The 20,208-nt window shown below is 66.3% G+C and carries 21 protein-coding genes, 1 pseudogene and 1 riboswitch; of the genes and pseudogenes, 11 read left to right on the forward strand and 11 right to left on the reverse strand.

Translation table 11 applies throughout. The annotated features are described in order from the left end of the window. Positions 1 to 64: 64 nt before the first annotated feature. Positions 65 to 640 carry a dihydrofolate reductase family protein gene (locus tag H0264_RS37360; protein ID WP_181581901.1) on the forward strand — a complete coding sequence of 192 codons (576 nt, stop codon included), beginning with the start codon at positions 65 to 67 and terminating at the stop codon, positions 638 to 640. On the opposite strand, the gene H0264_RS37365 is transcribed toward H0264_RS37360, so the two are convergent. Together H0264_RS37365 and H0264_RS37370 are read right to left on the reverse strand one after the other, a co-directional pair. Further along, complete coding sequence (locus H0264_RS37365) at positions 622 to 1,335, reverse strand: helix-turn-helix domain-containing protein (protein ID WP_181581902.1); 714 nt, start codon at positions 1,333 to 1,335, stop codon at positions 622 to 624. The genes H0264_RS37360 and H0264_RS37365 overlap by 19 nt on opposite strands. Before the next feature lie 10 nt (positions 1,336 to 1,345). After that, a complete protein-coding gene (locus tag H0264_RS37370; protein WP_181581903.1) occupies positions 1,346 to 2,026 on the reverse strand; it encodes a TetR/AcrR family transcriptional regulator in 681 nt (226 codons plus the stop codon). 159 nt (positions 2,027 to 2,185) lie between these two features. Here H0264_RS37370 and H0264_RS37375 point away from each other — a divergent pair, with 159 nt between their 5' ends. From H0264_RS37375 to H0264_RS37395, 5 genes and pseudogenes are all read left to right on the forward strand, one after another. Next, complete coding sequence (locus tag H0264_RS37375) at positions 2,186 to 3,580, forward strand: lipase family protein (protein WP_181581904.1); 1,395 nt, start codon at positions 2,186 to 2,188, stop codon at positions 3,578 to 3,580. A 51-nt stretch (positions 3,581 to 3,631) separates the two neighbouring features. Continuing rightward, positions 3,632 to 4,144 carry a VOC family protein gene (locus tag H0264_RS37380; protein ID WP_420832019.1) on the forward strand — a complete coding sequence of 171 codons (513 nt, stop codon included), beginning with the start codon at positions 3,632 to 3,634 and terminating at the stop codon, positions 4,142 to 4,144. Positions 4,145 to 4,235: 91 nt separating this feature from the next. Next, a riboswitch (TPP riboswitch) is annotated at positions 4,236 to 4,362 on the forward strand. Beyond that, positions 4,356 to 6,023 (forward strand): phosphomethylpyrimidine synthase ThiC, encoded by a 1,668-nt coding sequence (gene thiC / locus H0264_RS37385; RefSeq protein ID WP_231083620.1) that lies wholly within the window; start codon positions 4,356 to 4,358, stop codon positions 6,021 to 6,023. It overlaps the preceding riboswitch by 7 nt. A gap of 101 nt (positions 6,024 to 6,124) precedes the next feature. Then, complete coding sequence (locus tag H0264_RS37390) at positions 6,125 to 6,838, forward strand: hypothetical protein (protein ID WP_181581905.1); 714 nt, start codon at positions 6,125 to 6,127, stop codon at positions 6,836 to 6,838. Between the two features lie 208 nt (positions 6,839 to 7,046). Further along, a pseudogene (locus H0264_RS37395) lies at positions 7,047 to 7,462 on the forward strand (NUDIX domain-containing protein). 66 nt (positions 7,463 to 7,528) lie between these two features. Here the strand turns inward: H0264_RS37395 and H0264_RS37400 are convergent. Both H0264_RS37400 and H0264_RS37405 read right to left on the reverse strand, forming a co-directional pair. Then, positions 7,529 to 7,933 (reverse strand): mannosyltransferase YkcB-related protein, encoded by a 405-nt coding sequence (locus tag H0264_RS37400; RefSeq protein WP_181581906.1) that lies wholly within the window; start codon positions 7,931 to 7,933, stop codon positions 7,529 to 7,531. Between the two features lie 52 nt (positions 7,934 to 7,985). Then, positions 7,986 to 8,297 carry an EthD family reductase gene (locus H0264_RS37405; protein ID WP_181581907.1) on the reverse strand — a complete coding sequence of 104 codons (312 nt, stop codon included), beginning with the start codon at positions 8,295 to 8,297 and terminating at the stop codon, positions 7,986 to 7,988. 145 nt (positions 8,298 to 8,442) lie between these two features. On the opposite strand from H0264_RS37405, the gene H0264_RS37410 reads away from it, so the two are divergent. Next, positions 8,443 to 9,345: a LysR family transcriptional regulator gene (locus tag H0264_RS37410; RefSeq protein ID WP_181581908.1), complete on the forward strand. Its 903-nt coding sequence runs from the start codon at positions 8,443 to 8,445 to the stop codon at positions 9,343 to 9,345. Positions 9,346 to 9,527: 182 nt separating this feature from the next. On the opposite strand, the gene H0264_RS37415 is transcribed toward H0264_RS37410, so the two are convergent. From H0264_RS37415 to thiD, 4 genes are all read right to left on the reverse strand, one after another. Next, the gene (locus H0264_RS37415) at positions 9,528 to 9,722 is read right to left on the reverse strand and encodes a hypothetical protein (protein WP_181581909.1); all 195 of its coding nucleotides are present in this window, start codon (positions 9,720 to 9,722) and stop codon (positions 9,528 to 9,530) included. A 409-nt stretch (positions 9,723 to 10,131) separates the two neighbouring features. Beyond that, on the reverse strand, positions 10,132 to 12,456 hold the full coding sequence (locus H0264_RS37420; RefSeq protein ID WP_181581910.1) for a glycosyltransferase family 39 protein: 2,325 nt from the start codon (positions 12,454 to 12,456) through the stop codon (positions 10,132 to 10,134). Continuing rightward, complete coding sequence (locus tag H0264_RS37425) at positions 12,453 to 13,706, reverse strand: bifunctional glycosyltransferase family 2/GtrA family protein (protein WP_181581911.1); 1,254 nt, start codon at positions 13,704 to 13,706, stop codon at positions 12,453 to 12,455. Before H0264_RS37425 ends, H0264_RS37420 begins: the two co-directional genes overlap by 4 nt. 69 nt (positions 13,707 to 13,775) lie before the next feature. Continuing rightward, entirely contained in the window at positions 13,776 to 14,633 is an 858-nt protein-coding gene (gene thiD / locus H0264_RS37430) for a bifunctional hydroxymethylpyrimidine kinase/phosphomethylpyrimidine kinase (protein WP_181581912.1), read from the reverse strand. A gap of 113 nt (positions 14,634 to 14,746) precedes the next feature. Here thiD and H0264_RS37435 point away from each other — a divergent pair, with 113 nt between their 5' ends. Beyond that, on the forward strand, positions 14,747 to 15,895 hold the full coding sequence (locus tag H0264_RS37435) for a GTP-binding protein (RefSeq protein ID WP_181581913.1): 1,149 nt from the start codon (positions 14,747 to 14,749) through the stop codon (positions 15,893 to 15,895). An 8-nt stretch (positions 15,896 to 15,903) separates the two neighbouring features. On the opposite strand, the gene H0264_RS37440 is transcribed toward H0264_RS37435, so the two are convergent. Next, positions 15,904 to 16,527 carry an NAD(P)-dependent oxidoreductase gene (locus H0264_RS37440; RefSeq protein WP_181581914.1) on the reverse strand — a complete coding sequence of 208 codons (624 nt, stop codon included), beginning with the start codon at positions 16,525 to 16,527 and terminating at the stop codon, positions 15,904 to 15,906. Between the two features lie 190 nt (positions 16,528 to 16,717). After that, a complete protein-coding gene (locus H0264_RS37445) occupies positions 16,718 to 17,869 on the reverse strand; it encodes an epoxide hydrolase family protein (protein ID WP_181581915.1) in 1,152 nt (383 codons plus the stop codon). An 87-nt stretch (positions 17,870 to 17,956) separates the two neighbouring features. Between H0264_RS37445 and H0264_RS37450 the strand changes: the two genes are divergently transcribed. From H0264_RS37450 to H0264_RS37460, 3 genes are all read left to right on the forward strand, one after another. Next, on the forward strand, positions 17,957 to 18,604 hold the full coding sequence (locus tag H0264_RS37450) for a TetR/AcrR family transcriptional regulator (protein WP_181581916.1): 648 nt from the start codon (positions 17,957 to 17,959) through the stop codon (positions 18,602 to 18,604). A 70-nt stretch (positions 18,605 to 18,674) separates the two neighbouring features. Further along, entirely contained in the window at positions 18,675 to 19,091 is a 417-nt protein-coding gene (locus tag H0264_RS37455) for a VOC family protein (protein ID WP_181581917.1), read from the forward strand. A 339-nt stretch (positions 19,092 to 19,430) separates the two neighbouring features. Then, positions 19,431 to 19,583 (forward strand): hypothetical protein, encoded by a 153-nt coding sequence (locus H0264_RS37460; RefSeq protein ID WP_181581918.1) that lies wholly within the window; start codon positions 19,431 to 19,433, stop codon positions 19,581 to 19,583. Here the strand turns inward: H0264_RS37460 and H0264_RS37465 are convergent. Continuing rightward, a complete protein-coding gene (locus H0264_RS37465) occupies positions 19,580 to 20,203 on the reverse strand; it encodes a TetR/AcrR family transcriptional regulator (protein WP_181581919.1) in 624 nt (207 codons plus the stop codon). The genes H0264_RS37460 and H0264_RS37465 overlap by 4 nt on opposite strands. Positions 20,204 to 20,208: the final 5 nt, after the last annotated feature.

The following is a 20,208-nucleotide window of genomic DNA, read 5'->3' on the forward strand; positions in this document are numbered from 1 at the left end:
ACAAGACGGCTGCACTCCCGCCGCCATACGCTGATGCCAACAGCTCTTCAGAAGGAGAAAACACATGGCACGCGAACTGGTGTACACGGGATTCATGTCGCTCGACGGCGTCGTCGATTCGCCCGGCGGCAAGGAGGAGGGCCACCGCAGCGGCGGCTGGGTGATGGACACCGAGTTCGTCCCCGAGGCGTACTCGCTCAAGGGCGAGGAGCTCGCCGACCACACGGCTCTGCTGTTCGGCCGCCGCAGCTACGAGGCGTTCGCCCCGTTCTGGAAGGACTCCGACGATCACGCCGCCTACAAGGATCTGCCCAAGTACGTCCTGTCGAGCAGCCTGAAGGAGGAAGAGCTGGTCGAGGGCTGGGGCGAGACCACCATCCTGCGCTCGCTCGAGGACATCGCCGCACTGAAGCAGACCGAGGGCGGCGCCATCTTCATTCACGGCAGCGCCGAAATGGCCCGCAATCTGGCGGACGCCGACCTGATCGACCGCTACAACCTGCTGATCTTCCCGGTCCTGCTGGGCGCGGGCAAGACCCTGTTCAGCCGCGCGGACCGCGACAAGCAGCAGCTGCGCCTGCGGGAGTCGGCGAGCTACTCCAACGGCGTCACGAAGGCGATCTACGAAGTCCTGCGCTGACCCAGATCCAGGGCGATCGCACCGCCGCCGCGTTCGCGGAGCTCACCGGCGGTGCGCCCGACGTACTGACGCAGCGCGCGGGCCAGATGAGGTTCGTCGTAGTACCCCAGTTTCTCCACCACATCACCGGATTGCTCACCCGCGCTCAGCAGTAGCGCCGCCTCGCGGGCGCGGGAAATCTGGCGCACCGCTCCCTGCGTGAGACCGGTCGCCGCCTTGAAGCGGCGTTCCAGGGTGCGTTCGGAGGCCGCCGGATCGTGCCCGCGCACCACGTCGGCGACCAGCGGATCCAGCACCAGGACCCCGTCCCGCACCAGCCGTTCGACGAGCGCCTCGGCATCGTCGGAATGCGGTGTCTCCCAGTGCGTTCCGGCCAGCCAGAAGCTTCGATCGGTGACGTCGGGCAGGGCGATCCCGCTGTCCACCAGGGTGGGCGGGGCCACCACCCGCAGCGAGGTGCCGACCGCGAACTGGATGCCGGTGAAGTCCGCGCCCTCGGGCACCGGCGCGGTGCCGCAACGGCTTTCGGGCCCGGTGATGCTCGCGTACGCCGTGCCCCGCTGCTCCCAGAACACCAGACCCCACGTCTCGACGGCCACCGAGGTCATATCGGTGACCCGGTCGCTGCGGCAGGTCCACACGGAATCGATCCACGGCGAATCCGATTCCCGGGTCTCGAATCGCAGTTCCGTCATACCGGTCCGATCAGGCGAAGGTGCTCACACGCCCCGCGACCACCACGGTGACGAAGTGGTTCAGGTCCTCGATGAGGGTGTCCACCGCCTCCTGTGTCCCGGGTTCGTCGTAACGGTAGAGCCAGTCGGCGACAAGTTCGAACATGCCGCCGATGGTGGCGAGGCTGAGCGCCAGCCCCTTCCGCTTGTCACCGCTCGGATCCGGTTGCGGCCACTGCTGATTCAGGAAGGCGGCGGCCCATCGGCGGTTACTGCGGCGCTGTGCCTCCACGGCGGGTGAGATGCCGCCCGCCTCCCCGAAGGTCACCTTGGCCAGCCGCGCGTCGTCGGCGATGGCGTGCACGAACGCGGCGATCAGCGCGTGCATGCGCTCCAGCCACTCCTGTCCGGCGGTCGCCGCGGCGACCTCGGCCACGCGTTGCTGGATCCCCTCGGTGATCTGGGTGAGCAGCGCGGTGTAGCACGCCTCTTTGCTCTCGAAGTGGTCGTAGAAGCCTTTGGTGCCGACGTACGCCTGCTGGCAGATCTGCTCGATCGACGTTCCCGAATAGCTTTGCCGGGCAAAAAGTTCGGTGGCGGCGGCGAGCAGCTGACGGCGGCGCTGTGCGCTGCGCTCGTCCGCATCGAGGCCGCGGATGCGACGCCGTGCGGGTGTCCGATCTGGCGCCGCGGCTGGTTTGCTGCGGGTCATGCCAAGACCTTAACCGGCGGCGGACGCCGCCGCCGACCCTGTCCAGCGGGTTCGGGGGCGTGGGCCCCGGAACGCCCCGGCGAGTTTGAAAAAGGCATCTTGTTGGCAATCGTATGCCGTGTTGTAATCGCTGTCACGTCGATGAGGAAGGGAACAGACGTGGCAATCAATGGGGATCGCCGACGACGGGGATGGCGGCGGTTCACCGCCGCAGCCCTCGCGACGGCCGTAGCGGCAGGCGCCGCCGTGCTGGTGGGGACCACCGCGGCACCGGTTTCCGCTGCACCGCAACCGCTGAACGTGGATGCGTTCTATCAAGCGCCCGAAGGTTTCGAAGCGGCCGCACCGGGCGCGATTCTGCGCTCGCGGGAAGTGCAGCTGGCAGTGCTGACGGTCCTGCCGGTGCATGTCCGCTCGTGGCAGTTGCTGTACCGCACCACCGATTTATTCGGGCAGCCGACGGTCGCGGCCACCACGGTCGCGATTCCGCAGGGCGCCAACACTTCTCACAGCAGGCCGCTGGTGTCGCACCAGTTCTTCTACGACAGCACCGCGCCGCACTGCGCGCCCTCGTACGTGCTGCAACAGGGTGGCGGGCTCCCGGCTCTCGAAGGCATCCATTCCACGGTCGAATACCTGGAACTCGCGGCCTCGATCAGCCAGGGCTACGCGATCAATGTGCCCGACTACGAAGGCATGGACGGGCATCTGGCGGTCGCCAAGGAACCCGGCTACATGATTCTGGACAGCATCCGCGCGGCCGAGAGTTTCGAGCCGCTCGGCCTGGACGGCGCGAATACGCCCGTGGCGCTGTGGGGTTACTCCGGCGGCGGCATGGGCACCGGCTGGGCCGCGGAGGTGCAGCCGGCCTACGCGCCGGAACTGAACATCAAGGGCATGGCCATGGGCGCGCCGGTCACGGACGTGGAATCGCTGCTGCACGTGAACGGTTCGATGTTCGCCAGCCTGATCGGCGTAGGCATGGCGTCGCTGCGCAATGCCTACCCGAAGTTCGCCGAAACCACCGACCGCTACCTGACCCCGGAGGGTCGCGCGATCATGGAGCGCACCGAGAGCCAGTGCCTGGTGCGCAATGTGTTCGGCCTGATGTTCACCGACTATCAACGCATGCTGACCATTCCGATCGCCGACTACCTGGCGATTCCGGAGATCTCGGAGGTCTTCGACTCGACGATCATGGGCAGCACCGCCCCCACCGCGCCGATGATGGTCTACCAGGGCGTCTTCGACGAAGCCGTGCCGTGGTACATCAACGACCGCCTGGTGCAGCAGTGGTGTGACGGCGGCGCGTCGGTCTACTACAAGCGGGATCACCTCAGCGAGCATCTGACGCTGACCACCCTCGGCATGGCCGATGCCTTCAATTGGATCAAGGGGCGTATCAACGACAATGGTCCCGCGCCCGTGGGTTGCCGCACCGACAATGTGGTCACCATGCTCGGCAGCGTCGACGCGCTCGTGACCAATGCCGAGATCCAGTTGAATGCTGTGTTCGGCGCGCTCGGCTGGCCGATCGGCCCGCAGGAGAAGTAGCCGCGCCGCTGTCACACCGATGAGATCGGTGGCGATGCATCGTCTGCATGAATGTCCACACCGACCCGGCAGGAGCCCGTCATGCAGAAGATCGTCACCAATCTCTGGTTCGACACCCAGGCAGAGGAAGCCGCCCAGTTCTACTGCTCGCTCTTCGAGGATTCCAAGATCACCGAAGTGGTCCCCTACTCCGAGGCCGGACCGCGCGAGGCCGGGCTGACCATGCTGGTCGAATTCGAGCTCAACGGCCAGCATTTCACCGCCATCAACGGCGGCGGCGACTACCACTACACGCACGCCATGTCCCTGCTGGTGAACTGTGACGACCAGGAGGAGGTCGACCGCCTGTGGGCGGCCCTGCTCGCCGACGGCGGCCAGGAGATCGAATGCGGCTGGCTCACCGACAAATTCGGCGTCCCCTGGCAGATCTTCCCCCTCGAGGCGGGCGAACTGCTCACCGGTCCCGACCCGGAGGGCCGGGTGCGCGCCAGCCGCGCCATGTACGGCATGAAGAAGATCGATGTGCAGGCCATGCGCGACGCCTACGCGGGAAAGACCTTCTGAATCTTCCATCCGGTTTGCGCGGTTATTCGCCGGGTGTGTCCGGACCGCCATCGCGGAATCCGGACACCCGGTAAGGTCGCTGGCGGAAATATTCATATGCCACGGGGGCTCGCACCAGCGGGCTGAGAGGACGGCTAGCCCATCGCGGGCGGTTAGGGCTGTCGACCGTATGAACCTGACCGGGTAATGCCGGCGTAGGGAAGGATTCACAATGTCATCAAGTCGTGTCGTGTCCAATGGCGGTTCCGCCCCGGTAGACACCGTGACAACTGGTCCTATTCAGGGCAGCGTCAAGCACTACGAGCAGGTCGAGGCCGACGGCACGACCCTGCGGATTCCGGTGCGGCGCATCAACCTGACCAATGGCGAGCACTTCGACGTGTACGACACGTCGGGCCCGTACACCGATTCCGAAGCCACCATCGACCTCGAGGGCGGGCTGCCCAAGTTGCGCGACGAGTGGGCCAAGCCGGAGATCGACGGCCCGCGCACCCAGCTGGCGTGGGCGCGGGCGGGCATCGTCACCAAGGAAATGCACTACATCGCGGCGCGCGAGGGCGTGTCGCCGGAGCTGGTGCGCGAGGAGGTCGCCGCCGGCCGCGCGGTGATCCCCGCCAACCACAAGCACCCCGAATCCGAGCCGATGATCATCGGCAAGAAGTTCGCGGTGAAGATCAACGCCAATATCGGCAATTCGGCCGTGAGCTCCTCCATCGCCGAAGAAGTCGAGAAGATGGTGTGGGCCACCCGCTGGGGCGCCGACACCATCATGGACCTGTCCACCGGCAAGAACATTCACGAGACCCGCGAGTGGATCCTGCGGAACTCGCCGGTCCCGGTCGGCACCGTGCCCATGTACCAGGCCCTCGAGAAGGTCAACGGCGATCCCACCAAGCTCACCTGGGAGATCTACCGCGACACCGTCATCGAGCAGGCCGAGCAGGGCGTCGACTACATGACCGTGCACGCGGGCGTGCTGCTGCGCTACATCCCGCTGACCGCCAAGCGCGTCACCGGCATCGTCTCGCGCGGCGGCTCGATCATGGCGGCCTGGTGTCTGGCGCACCATCAGGAATCGTTCCTGTACACCAACTTCCGTGAACTCTGCGAGATCCTGGCCAAGTACGACATCACCTTCTCCCTCGGTGACGGCCTGCGCCCGGGTTCCATCGCGGACGCCAACGACGAGGCGCAGTTCGCCGAACTGACCACCCTCGGCGAGCTCACGAAGATCGCGAAATCCTATGGCGTGCAGGTGATGATCGAGGGCCCCGGCCACGTGCCCATGCACAAGATCGTCGAGAACGTGAAGCTGGAGGAGGAGCTCTGCGAGGAGGCCCCCTTCTACACCCTCGGCCCGCTGGCCACCGATATCGCGCCCGCCTACGACCACATCACCTCGGCCATCGGCGCGGCCATCATCGCGCAGGCGGGCACCGCCATGCTCTGCTACGTGACGCCCAAGGAGCACCTGGGCCTGCCCAACCGCGACGACGTGAAGGTCGGCGTCATCACCTACAAGATCGCCGCCCACTCCGCCGATCTGGCCAAGCAGCACCCCCGCGCCCAGGAGCGCGACGACGCACTCTCCAAGGCGCGCTTCGAATTCCGCTGGGTCGACCAGTTCAACCTGTCCCTGGACCCCGACACCGCGCGGGAATACCACGACGAAACCCTCCCCGCGGAGCCCGCCAAGACCGCCCACTTCTGCTCCATGTGCGGCCCGAAGTTCTGCTCCATGCGCATCTCCGCTGACGTGCGCGAGTACGCCGAGAAGCAGGGCCTCACCGACGTGCAGGCCATCGAGGCCGGCATGGCGGAGAAGTCCGCCGAGTTCGCCACCACCGGAAACCAGGTCTACCTGCCGGTCGTGAACTAGCTTCGGGTAATCCTCGGCCCCGCTTCCAACCGGAAGCGGGGCCGAATCACACCGGGCGCGCAGTCGACTACGACTTCGCTCCCGGTGGTTGAATTGCTGTCGTGTCCAACCCGCTTCGCCCCCAAGCCATCGCCCTGCTGAGGCAACTTTCCGGTGGTCAGCCGGACCGATTCCTATGGAGCGAGCTGTGGAACGAGCTCTATCACCTCCACAGCGAGGAGGACGCATGTGCCGCGCTCCCCGCACTTGCGCACGCGGCAGCGACGGGAACGCCAGAGACCCGATCCGAAGCCATCACGCTGGCGAGCGGAGTCCTGAACAATGCCGGCGGCGTCGAGGAGGTTCGCCAGTACGGCGCCGCAATCTCATTGTTGCTGAACGTGGTTCACGACAGTCTGACGACGGTCCCCGGCAAAGACGATATTGCCCCAGCAGATTTCATCTGCCGACTGCAATCCATGCTGGCCTTCGAGGATGAGACAGTGTGGGCCCAGAAACTGGATTGCCTGATCGAAGAGGAACTCGAACTCGATTGCCCGACATGCGGTACCACGATCCACATGTGCTTAGGCAGAGACGGAACATTCACCTGCACAGTCGATTACGGCCTCGGCAATTCAGGGCACGCTCCGCTGATCCCGGCAGCCCCACACCACCTGACCGGCCTGGGCGCCCGCCTGTATCAACTCGCGATGACCGCACGGCAACCTGCAACCGCGCGACAGATCACCGCGCTCTTCGGTCACGCCACGTGCTCGCCGGACGGCCATCAGTTCGTCCCCGCCGAGGTCACCGGCTACGAGTGGGCCCTCTAACCGGGTAGCACGACCAGCGGCATTTCTGGTGCGTTCACCCTGCATGCAGCATCAGATTGTCAAGGAAGTGCGAACCCCCATCAGCGATAGGGGCAACGCCCTATCAAGACCAGCTCCCCGCCCTCGACGCCCGCATCGCGTTGCAAGAGCACGATGCCGGCGCACGGAGTTCTACGACGACCCAGCAACACCCGAGCCGAACGGCCTCGTGGTCGCGGCTTCGGCCGTGGTGTGCGACGGTCAGGGGCGAATCCTGCTGCAAAGGCGCGCCGACAGCGGCTTGTGGGCGCTGCCGGGTGGGGGCATGGAGATGACCGACAGTCTGCCCGGCTGTGCTGTGCGGGAGGTCAAGGAGGAGGCCGGTCTCGACGTCGAAATCACTGGGCTCGTCGGTACTTACACGATCCCCGTCACGTCATCGCCTACAGCGATGGAGAGGTTCGACGGCAGTTCAACGTGTGCTTCCGGGCTCGGGTCGTCAGCGGGGATCTGGCCATCTCCGATGAATCCATCGAACTTCGGTTCGTCGACCCAGTCGAACTCGGCGATCTCGACATGCATCACACCCAGCGGCTCAGGCTCACTCACTTCCTGGAAGGGCGGGCGACGCCTTACCTCGGTTGAGAGCTGGCACGGGGCCCGCTTCCAGGAGGATGCGGGCCCCGTGAAACATGCTGGCGTGCAGTCGGATTACGACTTCAGCTGGGTCAGGTCGTACAGGGTTATGCCGTCCACTCTCTGGGCGGTGTAGTGCTCCTTGACCCACTGGGTGATCAGGGTGCTCTCCAGGGTTTCGGTGCTGCCGGGGCGCTGCATGCCCTGGCCTCCGCCGATGAAGTAGTGGATCTTGCCTTCCTGCACGTACTTCTGAACTGGGCCAAAGTTGGTGAGGGGTCGGTGCCGTTGAAGCCGCCAATCGGCATGACCGGAAGTTGGGTGGCCAGCTGGAATCCGGCTGCGCTGTTGGCGCTTACGGGTTGCGGCTACCCAGGTGTAGTTGTCGCCGTTGGCGAGGAGCATCGCGTTCACTCGGTCGCTCGGCTTGCTGGCCATCAGGTCTATCTTCCGGTCGTCAACTAGCCCCAGGCTGATCATCGGGCCCGCTTCTACCCGGAAGCAGGCCCGAATCATACTGGCGCACAGCCGACTACGCCTCTGCGTCCCGCACCGGATAGTCGATGATGACCACACCGCCGGTGGCGTAGTTGGCGACATCGTCGGCCAGCCGCCTGCCGTGCTGCGAGGCCCGCGCCGCGGCCATGGCGGCGGCATCGGCGAAATCGCCTTCGAAGATCGCGAAATACGACGCTTCCCCGTTGGTCGCCGCCACATCGAAGCTGTAGCGCCACGCAAGCAGGCCGGGCCAATCCCTGACCAGCGGGAGGTGCTTGGACACGTAGTAGTCGCGGAAGTGATCGGGGTCGGCGGGCTCGGGGTACAGAACTACCAGCTTGTGCATGATTGCCTCCCGGTGCGTGAGTGCGGTATCCGGCGCCGCGCTCGATCGAATCGCTATATGCGCAGGTTAGGGCTCGATGCGCGGTCGAGGGAAAGACCGGAACGGGATAGACTCAGAACGGATCGTTATCAATCGAGGGGGGCGTGTGGCACCGGATACGGTGAGCCTGCGGTACTTCCTGGTGCTGGCGCAGGAGTTGAACTTCACCCGCGCGGCCGCCCGTATCGGCATCGCACAGCCCGCACTCAGCGCCCGAATGCGCCGACTGGAGGCGGAACTCGGGACAACCCTGCTGATTCGCAATACGCGAAGCGTCGAATTGACCACGGCCGGTATGGCTTTGGCAGAGTCCGCGCCACCCGCACTGGCCGCGCTGGACCGCGCATGGGACACCGCCCGGCGTGCGGGAACCGGTGAACTGGGCACGCTGCGCATCGGATACAGCCTCAGCACCGGGGCCGAGACGGCACCGGCCCTGGTGGACAAGCTCATTCGCAGCAGCCCCGGACTCGAGGTCAGCGCCGTCCCGATGACGACACCGGAAATCTCCCCCGCCGTCGCCGACGGCCGCATCGACGCGGGCATCACCCGCGGTGAACAACCAGGTCGCGGCATACGCCGTTTCCTCCTGCGACGCGAGCGCATCGGAGTCCAACTGGCTCAACATCATCCGCTCGCCGAACACCCGGAAATCGACATCGCCGACGCCGCCGCCTATCCCCTGAGACTGCCCGACCGCACAGCCAATCCCGTGATCCACGATCAGCTCTCCGCACTCTTCCGCGGCCCCCGCCTGACCCCCCGATTCCACACCCCCGCAATCTCCTTCGACCCATCCCAGCGCGACCTGCGCGACGGACTCACCCTCGCCCCGGCCAGCGAAATCGCACTCACGACACAAGCGGCCGGCCTCACCTGGCGACCCCTGCGAGGCGCACCCACCTTGACCATCCACCTGGTCCTCCCCCGCGTGCAGTCACCACTGCACCACCGCATCCGCGCCATCGCCAAAACCTTGGCGCACGAACTGCATTGGCTGCCGGACTGACGCCGACCGGGTGGACGAGCCGCGCGAGGACAACTTCGCCGCGCCGAACAGCGCGACATTCGGCAATACAGTGCGATCGGCCAAGCCCGGATGGCAACGGCCGGTGGATCTTCCGACGTGCCGATCTGTCCCGTTCCATCAACGCACTCAGCGGCAGACGAGTGAGATCTGAACGAGCTCGGTCAGAAACCGTCGAGGCCGAGGACTTTCGCACGATAGACGAGCGCATCCATCGCCCAGTGAATGCTCGGCCTGACCTCTGGCTCCGCGGCGTCACGCACCGCCTTGACCGCTTCGATTCGACGTCCCTCCTGCAGCAATCGATCGAACTCGGCACGAGCTTCGGCAGGCAACTGCGGCCACTCAGCACGCACCACGCACTTACTGCACACTTCGGAAAACCGGGATCTCAGATACGTCTGCAGCACACCGCATTCCACACACGGGGACGAGATGTACTGCTTCGAGCAAGCAGGACACAGCACCGCAAGTCCAGGTTCGGCCGCAGTTCCGGCTGCTCCGCATATCCAGCAATCGAGTCGCACGACTTCAGTCTCTGCTGTCGACCGCGAACCGGCACAGCCAATTTATCTTCGTCCGCTCCGCGCCGACGGCACCGACCAGTGCGACACGCGGCATGACGAAATTCGATCCGTACTGGCTGAGCTCCCGGCTGAGGCGGCCGAGCGGTTGATCGAGAGTTGGCGAGCCTCCAGGGCACAGACCTGATCAGCGGGGCCCGCTGCTGGAAGCGGGCCCCGTGAAACATGCTGGTGTGCAGTTGGATTACGACTTGGGCTGGGTCAGGTCGTAGAGGGTTATGCCGTCGACTTCGTGGGCGGTGTAGTGCTCCTTGACCCACTGGGTGATCAGGGTGCTCTCCAGGGTTTCGGTGCTGCCGGGGCGCTGTAGGCCCTGGCGTCCGCCGATGAAGTAGTGGATCTTGCCTTCCTGGACGTACTTCTGGAATTGGGCGAGGGTGGGGGATGGGTCGGTGCCGTTGAAGCCGCCGATCGGCATGACCGGGAGCTGGGTGGCCAGCTGGAATCCGGCTGCGCTGTTGGCGCTCACGGTGGCCGCGACCCAGGTGTACTTGTCGCCGTCGGCGAGGAGCATGCCGTTCACTCGGTCGCTGGGACGGCTGGCCATCATGACGCCGCCGGCCGTTGTGCCGTTGGTGTCCTTGCCTGCGTCGCCCGTGCCGGTGGGGCCGGTCGCTGGTGCGGCCGGGGCCGTGGTGGGGGCGGTCGTGGTCGGAGCTGTGGTTGTCGCTCCGGTTCCGGTCTGGCCGTTCGGGTTTCCGCCGGGCACGCAGTTCGCCGGTGCGCCGGGCGGCGGGCCGCCGTTCGGGGGTGCTCCGGCACCCGGGGGCGGGCCACCGGGGCCGCCGTTGGGCGGTGCGCCGTTGGGCGGCGGCGGGCAGTTGGCCTGTCCGGCGTTCGGCTGGCCGGTGACGGGTGCCGGCGTCGTCGGCGCTGTCGTGGTCGGTGCCGTCGTCGTAACCGGTTGGCCCTGACCGTTTCCAGCGTTCTCCGTTCGGTTGCCGTCCGGTCCGCCCTTCGGGCCGCCGCCGGGGGCCATGCCGCGCACGCTCGGACCGGCGGAGGGGATCGGGCCCTCGGCGGCATTCGTCAGCGTGTCCGCGCTGTAGGCGAAGGGGGCGGCGAGGCCGGCCAGCACTGCGAGAGTGGCTGTGGCGAGGCCGAATTTGCGGGAGGTGTGCACCAGCACTGCGAGGGTGGCGGTGATTCCCGCCACCAGGATCACCCAGCGCAGCCAGGGCAGGAAGGATTCGCTGCGGGACAGCAGGATCCAAGCCATGACGGTGGTCGCGCCCAGGGCGAGTGCCAATGTCAGCCGGACCCAGAGCTTTTCGCGTTCTCGCCAGAGCAGGGTGCCGCCCGCCGCGACCAGCACGGCGATCGCCGGAGCCAGGGCCACCGTGTAGTACTGGTGGAAGATGCCCTTCATGAAGCTGAAGACCAGCGCGGTCACAGCCAGCCAGCCGCCCCACAGGAGCAGCGTCGCCCGCTGCTGATCGGTGCGAGCCGCCTTGCCGCGCAACACGAGCGCGCCGAGTAGCAGGATCACCGCCGCCGGAATCAGCCAGGCGATCTGACCGCCCTGTGCGGGTTCGAACAGCCGGGTCGGGCCGGGCTTGCCCCAGAGAATATTGCTGACTCCGCCGCCGCCACCGGGTGTGCCCGCCGCACCGGCGGTATCCGCGCTACCGGCGGCTCCGCCCATTTCCGGACCGACGCTGCCCTTCTCATTGCCGGTGAGCCGCCCGAAGCCGTTGTAGCCGAGCGTCAGCTCGATGATCGAGTTGTGCTGGGAGCCACCGAAGTACGGCCGGTCATCCACCGGCCACAGCACCGCGATGAGCACCCACCAGCCCGCACCGACCAGCACCGCGGCTCCGGCCGCGAACAACTGCGCAATACGCTTGCCGAGCGCGGGCGGCCCGGCGAACAGGTAGGTGAGCGCCAGCGCCGGCACCACCAGCAGCACCTGCAATTGCTTTGCCAGGAAACCCAATCCGATGAACAGCCCGGTGAGCACCAGCCACCGCCAGCGTCCATCGGCGAGTGCCCGGGTCATGGCCCACGCGGCGGCGACCATGAACAGCACCAGCATGGCGTCCGGATTGTTGAACCGGAACATCAGTGTCGCAACGGGAGTCACCGCCAGCACGAGTCCGGCCAGCAGCCCGGCCGCAGCCCCGAAATTGCGGCGCACCGTAGCCCACAGCAGCGCAACCGATCCCACGCCCATCAACACCTGCGGTGCGAGCATGCTCCAGCTGTGCAACCCGAATGCCCTGACCGACAAGGCCATCGGCCACAGCGACAGCGGCGTCTTGTCGACGGTGATGGAGTTCGCGCCGTCCGAGGAGCCGAAGAAGAAGGCTTTCCACGACACCGACCCGGCCTGCACCGCGGCCGAATAGAAGGGGTTGGCCCAATTGTTGGCCGACAGGTTCCAGAACCAGGCGGCCGCGGTGCCGATCAGCAGCACCGCCAGCGCCACGTATTCCCAGCGCCCGGAACGGTTTTCCGGTTCGGGCGGAGCAGGCGAGACGGGCCGGGGCTCGGTCAGGGTCGCTGTCATCGAGTACCTCCGGTTTCTGCCAGTTCACGGCCGCGCGGCGCATTGCGGAACACCCAGCGCAGGCCGACGAAGCGCATGAGGGTGGTGACGAGGTTGGCGGTCACCAGCACGAGGAGCTGCAAGTGCACCTCCGCGCCGGGCCACCAGTGGTGCAGGGTGTAGAGCGAACCGCTGGTGAGCAGCAGCCCGAACCCGAAGATCAGCAGACCCTGGAAGTGATGCGAGACGGCCTGCGCGGACCCGCGCACGCCGAAGGTGAAGGCGCGGTTGGCCGCGGTATTGCCGATCGCGGTGAGCAGCAGCGCCAGGAAGTTGGCCGCCTGCGGACCCGTGATCGGTTGCAGCACAACATAGAGCGCCAGGTAGGCGAGCGTGCACCCGATGCCGACGATGGCGAAGCGCACCAGCTGCCCGACCATGCCCAGCGGCACGCCCTCGACCAGTGGTTCGCGGCCGATGGCGGCGCGCAGTTCGTTGATGGGCAGTTGCCCGGTGGCCAGTGCCGTGCCGACCCGCCAGATTCCCCGCAGGTCCTTGCGCGCGGTGTCGAGGATGTCGACGCGGCTGTCCGGATCGTCGATCCAGTCCACCGGCACCTCGTGAATGCGCAGCCCGGTGCGTTCGGCGAGCACCAGCAGTTCGGTGTCGAAGAACCATTCGCCGTCTTCCACCAGCGGCAGCAGCACTCGCGCCACCTCGGTGCGCATGGCCTTGAATCCGCATTGCGCGTCGGAGAACTTGGCCTGCAGCGAGGTTCGCAGAATCAGGTTGTAGCCGCGCGAGATCAGTTCGCGCTTCATGCCGCGCACCACTCGCGAGGAGGATGCCAGGCGGGTGCCGATGGCCAGATCGGAGTGCCCGGAGACCAGCGGAGCGATCAACGGCAGCAGTGCGTTCAGGTCCGTCGAAAGGTCGACGTCCATGTACGCGACCACCTGGGCGTCGGAGTCCTGCCACACCGTGCGCAGCGCGCGGCCGCGGCCCTTGCGGTCCAGGTGCACGACCCGCACGCCGTCGAGCTCGGCCGCCAGCTGCCCGGCGACGAGCATGGTGTCATCGGTGGATGCGTTGTCGGCGATGGTGATTCGCGCGGAGAACGGGAAGTTCCCGTGCAAGAATTCGTGCAGTCGCCGCACGCACGGGCCGAGATCGCGTTCCTCGTTGTAGACGGGCACGACCACGTCGACAACAGGGGCGAGCACGGCCTCGGCTGGTTTCGCCGCCACATCGGCGGTCGCGATGTCGATCATGTCCCCCACGGTCGTGCAATACTCTGGGCCATCCCTGCGTCGACGCTGGGAGGTTCCTGGGAGCCGAGGCTATGCGTTCACCGGTCCGGTGTGCAATCGCCATAGCGGCGAGACCGGCCCGTGTCCCGCGCCCAGGTCGTAGGACGCCTCGAGGCAGCGATAGGTCCATTCCTTGGCGAAGGCCACGGCATCCGGTACCGAATATCCGTGTGCGAGTGCGCAGGTGATGGCCGCGGCCAGGGTGTCGCCACCGCCGTGATCGTTGCCGGTGGACAGGCGCGGAGCAGGCAGTTCGTGGAATGTGTCGCCGTCGTAGAGCAGGTCGGTGCTCTGCTCGGACGAGCGCAGGTGCCCGCCCTTCACGATGGCCCACCGCGGGCCGAGCGCGTGCAGTGCCTCGGCGGCCTTGCGCGCGGACTGCTCGTCGTCAACGTCGATGCCGGTGAGAAGTCGCACTTCGTCCAGGTTCGGCGTGACCACGGTGGCCAGCGGGATCAGCGTGTGCCGCACCGCGTCCAGGGCTTCGGCGTGCAGCAGCGCGTCACCGTGCATGGAGGCCGCGACCGGGTCCACCACGAGGGGAATGCTGCCGTCGCGTCCGATGCCGACCTCGCGGCAGACCCCCGCCACCGCCTCGATGATGGCCGTCGATGCCAGCATGCCGGTCTTGGCTGCCCCGATTCCGATGTCCCCCACCACGGTTCGCACCTGATCAGCCACGATGTGCGGCGGAATCTCGTGAAAACCGCTCACGCCCAAGGTGTTCTGGACGGTCACGGCCGCGACGGCGACGCACGCGTGCACGCCGCACATGGCCATGGTGCGCGAGTCGGCCTGGATGCCCGCGCCGCCGCCGGAGTCGGTGCCCGCGATGGTGAGCGCACGCACCGGGGTCGAGCCGTTCGGAGCAAGCGGTAGGTATTCCACGTCCGCGACCCTACCCGGGCGGGGTGACGCCCGTCGCAGCCCTTCGTGCGCGGTCGAAACACGAGATCAGGACCCGAACATCAAGTGTTAATGAAAACCGTTACCATTAGCTGGTGACTTCAGCCCCGAACGATGCCCGCCTGCCCGTGACCGTGCTGTCCGGGTTCCTCGGCGCCGGCAAGACGACCCTGCTCAACCACATCCTCGCCAACCGTGACGGCCGCCGGGTGGCGGTCATCGTCAATGACATGAGCGAGGTGAATATCGACGCCGCACTCGTGGCCGGCCAGGGACACCTGGATCGGACCGAGGAGAAGCTGGTCGAACTCACCAACGGCTGCATCTGCTGCACGCTGCGCGAGGACCTCATCGAATCGGTGGGCAAGCTGGCGCGGGAGGGTCGATTCGATCAGCTGGTGATCGAATCGACCGGCATCTCGGAGCCGATGCCGGTGGCCGCGACCTTCGAATGGGAATTCGAGGACGGATTCGTGCTCGGCGAGATCGCGAAACTCGACACCATGGTGACCGTGGTCGACGCCTCCACCTTCCTGGCCGAGGTGGTGAAGGGGCAGGCGCTCGCCGAGCGGAATATGCAAGCGGCGGAAGGGGATGCGCGCACCATCGCCGATCTGCTCGTTGATCAGGTGGAGTTCGCGAATGTGCTGGTGCTCAACAAGACCGATCTGGTGAGCGCGAATGCCCTTGGGAGCGTGGAGGCTACGATCCGGCGGTTGAATCCCACCGCCAAGATCGTGCGTTCCGCGCACGGGGTGGTCGAGTTGGACCAGGTGCTCGGCACCGGCCTCTACAACCCGGATATCGCCGCCCAATTCGACGGCTGGGAGGACGAGCTCGCGGGCGGCCACACCCCGGAGACCGAGGAATACGGCATCAGCAGCCTGACCTTCACCGCCGATCGCCCCTTCCATCCGGAGCGGCTGGAATCCGCTCTGGCGCAACTGCAAAGGCTGCTGCGCAGTAAGGGCTTCTTCTGGCTGGCGACCCGGCCGGACCTGGCGGCGATCTGGTCCCAGGCCGGTCCCAACCTGACTTTCGAAGCGGGCGCGTACTGGACCGCGCTGGATATGCCGCCCGGGCAGGAGATCGTCTTCATCGGCGTGAAGCTGGATCGCCCGCATGTGCGGGACCTACTGAATTCCGCCCTGCTCACCGATGCCGAGATGGAAGCCGGGCCGCAGTCCTGGCTGCGGTACCCGGATCCCTTCCCGTCCTGGGGTGAGACGCACGAACACGCTTGAACCGGAACTCAATTCGAGATGCCGGGGGTGCGGCGCATGTAGGTCGAATCGGTGAGCTGCTCGAGCAGGAAGGCCGCGATGTCGGCGCGAGAGATCTTCAGCTTCAAGCCTTTCGCGTCGGGGGCGACATTGCGCTGGTACGCGCCGGTGGCCGGATCATCGGTGAAGGCCGCCGGCCGCACGATGGTCCAGTCCAGGTCACTCGCCAGCACATGGGACTCCTGCTGCACGTGATCGGCGTACGCCTGCCGCAGCAGCAGGCCGAAGAACACGTACTTCCACAGGAAGTTGAGGTTGCCGCGGGAGTCGCCGACACCCAGGGAGGACATGACGATCAGGCGCTTCACACCCGTCCTGCTCATGGCCTCCATGACGGTGCGGGTGCCCTCGGCGCGGATGACGCCCTTGCGGCCATTGCCGAGCGTCACGATGACGGCGTCCTGGCCGCTGACCGCCCGCTCCACCGCGGCCGGGTCGAGCACATCGCCCTGCACGACCCGCAGCCGCTGATTCGTGATGGCCAGATTCCCGGCCGAGCGAGTGAGCGCGGTGACCTCGTGGCCCTGGGCGAGAGCCTGCTCGACCACCTGACGGCCGACGGTTCCGGTGGCTCCGAAGATCGCGATTCGCATTGCATTTCTCCTAGCTGATCTGCTGAAACTTGTTGTTTCGAAGGTGATTTCAGTCTGTCAACCCAGAGCGGCGGGAACCATCGTCGTGCGTCTCGCGGACATGCGCGAGACGCTGATCCGAATCTCGCCGCCATGCGCGAGCGTCCATAACGGCCGATGGCCCGCCCTTTCCAGGGCGGGCCCTATTCCTTCAGCGGATCTGCGCGAAGAACTGGCGGATATCGTCGATCAGCACCTGCGGAGCTTCGTGTGCCGCGTAGTGTCCGGCGGCGTCGTTCGGACCGCCGGTGACCGAGCCCGCGTCGTAGGCGTTCCAGCTCACGATGTTCTTGTGGTCCCGCTCGGCGAACCGGCGAATCGACTGGAAATCGCCCTTGAACATGGCCAGCGCGGTCGGCACCGTGGTCGGCTCCTGCGGGTGCTCGGCGGTGTGCGCGTCCTCGTAGTAGAACCGCAGCGCGGAGCCGGAGGTACCGGTCAGCCAGTAGATCGCCACATTGCCGATGATGAAATCGTTGTCCAGGCTCTCGCCGAACAGCTGAGAGTTCCAGCCCAGCAAGCCGACCGGCGAATCGGCCAGCGCGTACGCGATGGTCTGCGGTTGCTGGCTGTGCAGGATGTTGAAGGACATCTTGTTCTCGTGGAACCACTGCAGATGCTGCAGCGCGGCCATGTCCTCCGCCGACATGCCCTCGAATTCGGCCGGGTCGCCGGACGGGAACGAGAACAGCTGGGTCACATGCACACCGATCACCTTGTCGGGGGCGATGCGGCCCATTTCGGGGGAGACCATCGAGCCGCCGTCATTGCCGATCGCGCCGTACTGCTCGTAGCCGAGCCGGCTCATCAGCTCGACCCACGCCTGCGCGGTGCGGTAGCGGCTCCAGCCGGTGCTGCGGGTGGGGCCGGAGAATCCGAAGCCGGGCAGCGACGGAATGACCAGGTGGAAGGCCGGATCCGCGGCCGACTCCGGGTTGGTCAGCGGCTCGATGACATCGAGGTATTCCAGGATCGAGCCCGGCCAGCCGTGGGTGAGGATCACCGGGGTGGCGTCTTCGCGGGGCGACTCGATGTGCAGGAAGTGGATGTCCTCGCCGTCGATCTCGGTGGTGAACTGCGGGTAGGTGTTCAGCTTGGCCTCGAGGGCCCGCCAGTCGAAGCTCTCCAGCCAGTACTGGGCGAGGGTCCGCACCCGGTCGCCCGGAACGCCATACGAATCGCCGACGCCCGCAAGCTCGTTCGGGTACAGGGTGCGGCGCAGGCGGTCGGACAGATCGTCGAGCTGCGCCTGCGGGACGTCGATGCGGAACGGGCGGATCGCGGTGTTGGCGGTGGCGTTCATGTCTGACTCCTCATCCGGAACGGAATGTTTCGTTCTGTTCTAACCATAACGGAACAGATCATTCCGTTCAAGTGCTATTCTGGAGTCATGAGCAAGACAGCCGAAACCCCAGCTCAGCGCGCACTGCCCGGCCGCAAGGCCCAGGCCGCCCGCAATGACGAGCTCATCCTGGCCGCCGCCCGGGACGTGTTCCTCGCCGAACCGAAGGCCCCCATCTCCGCGGTGGCGGAGAAGGCCGGCGTGGGCATCAGCGCGCTGTACCGCCGCTACCCGAGCAAGGAGGCGCTGCTGCGCACCCTCTGCTACGACGGTCTGCGCCGCTACAACACCGAAACCGAAGCGGCCCTGGAGAATCCGGACGACTGGCAGGCACTGGTGGAGTTCCTGCGGCGGGTGGTCGACGCGGACGTCCACTCGCTCACCGTCCATCTGGCGGGCACCTTCACCCCGGACGAATCGATCCTGCCCGAGGTCATGCGCGCCGCCGAGTTGAACGACGAAATCCTGCGCCGCGCACAGCGATCCGGCCGACTCCGGGACACCGTCACCGTGCAGGACTTCGGCCTCATCCTGGAATCCTGCGCCGCCATCCTGCTGCCCGACCCCGCCCGCACCGCCGAACTGCGCCGCCGCGTCCTGGCCCTGCTCATAGACGGCCTCGCGACCACCGGGGAGCTGCCGGGCCCTCCTCCGGCCCCGGACGAATTCGCCTACCGATGGCAACCGCGCGGATAATCCACGATGAGTTTCACGGCATCGGACCGTCCCTGTTCGTGAGGTATCTGCCTATCCGGAAGGAACCGCTGTGAACTGGACTCTCGAAGTGGTCATCGTCCCCGTCACCGATATCGACCGCGCCAAGGACTTCTACAGCCGGCAACTGGGATTCAACGTCGACCACGACACACGGATCGGCGACGACATCCGCATCGTGCAGCTGACCCCGCCGGGCTCCGGCTGCTCGATCGTGATCGGCAAGGGCGCGGTCCCGCACATGGAACCGGGCTCGATCAAGGGCCTGCAACTCGTGGTGCCCGACATCAACCAGGCCCACAAGGAGCTGGTCGAGCGCGGCGTGAACGTCACCGACGTACAGGTACTCGGCGAAAACCCGTCACCCACACCCGACCCCCTCGACAATGTCGGCTTCGTCTTCTTCGACGACCCCGACGGCAACAGCTGGGGGGTGCAGCAGATTTCCTCCCGCGCGACAACTCGCTAGCTTCGTACGTACATTGCCCGTACATCGGACGCTACAACGAACTCCCTGTGAGGTCACGCGATGAGCACCAAGAACGAGCGATTCGAAATCAGGCTTGCCCGGATGTAACCCTGCATGGTCAGGGTCTCGGCGCCGAACTGCTCGTCGACGCGACCGCGAAGATGATGGGCGCGGCGCAAGCCCGGTCGCCTGGTTATGAAGATGTCGACCGCACTGCAGCAGTTCGGGATCAGCTGACCACAACGCAGGCGACGCCCAGAGGCACGAAACACGACCTGATCATGTGGGTCGCGTCCTACTCTGAAAGCATTCTCCACCAGTGCGTTTCAGGGACGTCCCATGGACAAGCCACAGCAGTTGAGTTTCGAGCGCCGGGAAGCGTTCTGGCGCAGTGTCGGATGGCGGCCGGATCTGCCCGATGGGGAGCGGGAGGCCATCGAACGCTGTTGGGATGATGAATCCATAGAACTGGCAGAGGTTTTCGGCTTCTAACCCGCAGTGGTGTGCGCGTGCAACGCCGAATGCAGGGTGTGTGCCCACTGCTGCACGACCTTCTTGCGGCGTAGGGAGTCGTCGGTGAGGACGTCTGCCAGGCCCAGGCCGCGAGCCATGTCGAGGGTGGCCTGGACGAGGTGGTGCGCGACCGGGTCGGAGTCGTCGACGCCCAGGGCGTCTACGGCCAGGCGGTGCTGGGTGCGGCCGAAGCGGGCTTCCATGGGGACGATGAGTTCGCGGAGTGCGGGATCGGCGGCGGCGTGGGTCCACACCTGGAGGGCCGCTCGGAAGAAGGGGGTGGTGTAGCCCTCGACCAAGGCGGTGACGACCGCTTCGGTGCGGCCGACTCCTTCGGCTATGCCGCCGAGGGATTTCGCCTCGGCCATCGCCTGAACCATGCGGGTGTCGAACATGTAGTCCAGAGCCGCGGTGATCAGGTCTTCGCGGGTGGGGAAGTGGTGTTGGGCCGCGCCTCGCGACACCCCGGCGCGTTCGGCGACCACGGCTACCGTGGCGGCTGCCCAGCCCATCTCGGCCAGGCAGTCGATGGTCGCCTCCAGCAGCCGCTGCCGGGTGGCCCGGCTGCGGTCCTGCTTGGGTTCGTTGGGTGTCGCCATGTCCG

Source organism: Nocardia huaxiensis, from assembly GCF_013744875.1.
Taxonomy (GTDB): Bacteria; Actinomycetota; Actinomycetes; order Mycobacteriales; family Mycobacteriaceae; genus Nocardia; species Nocardia huaxiensis.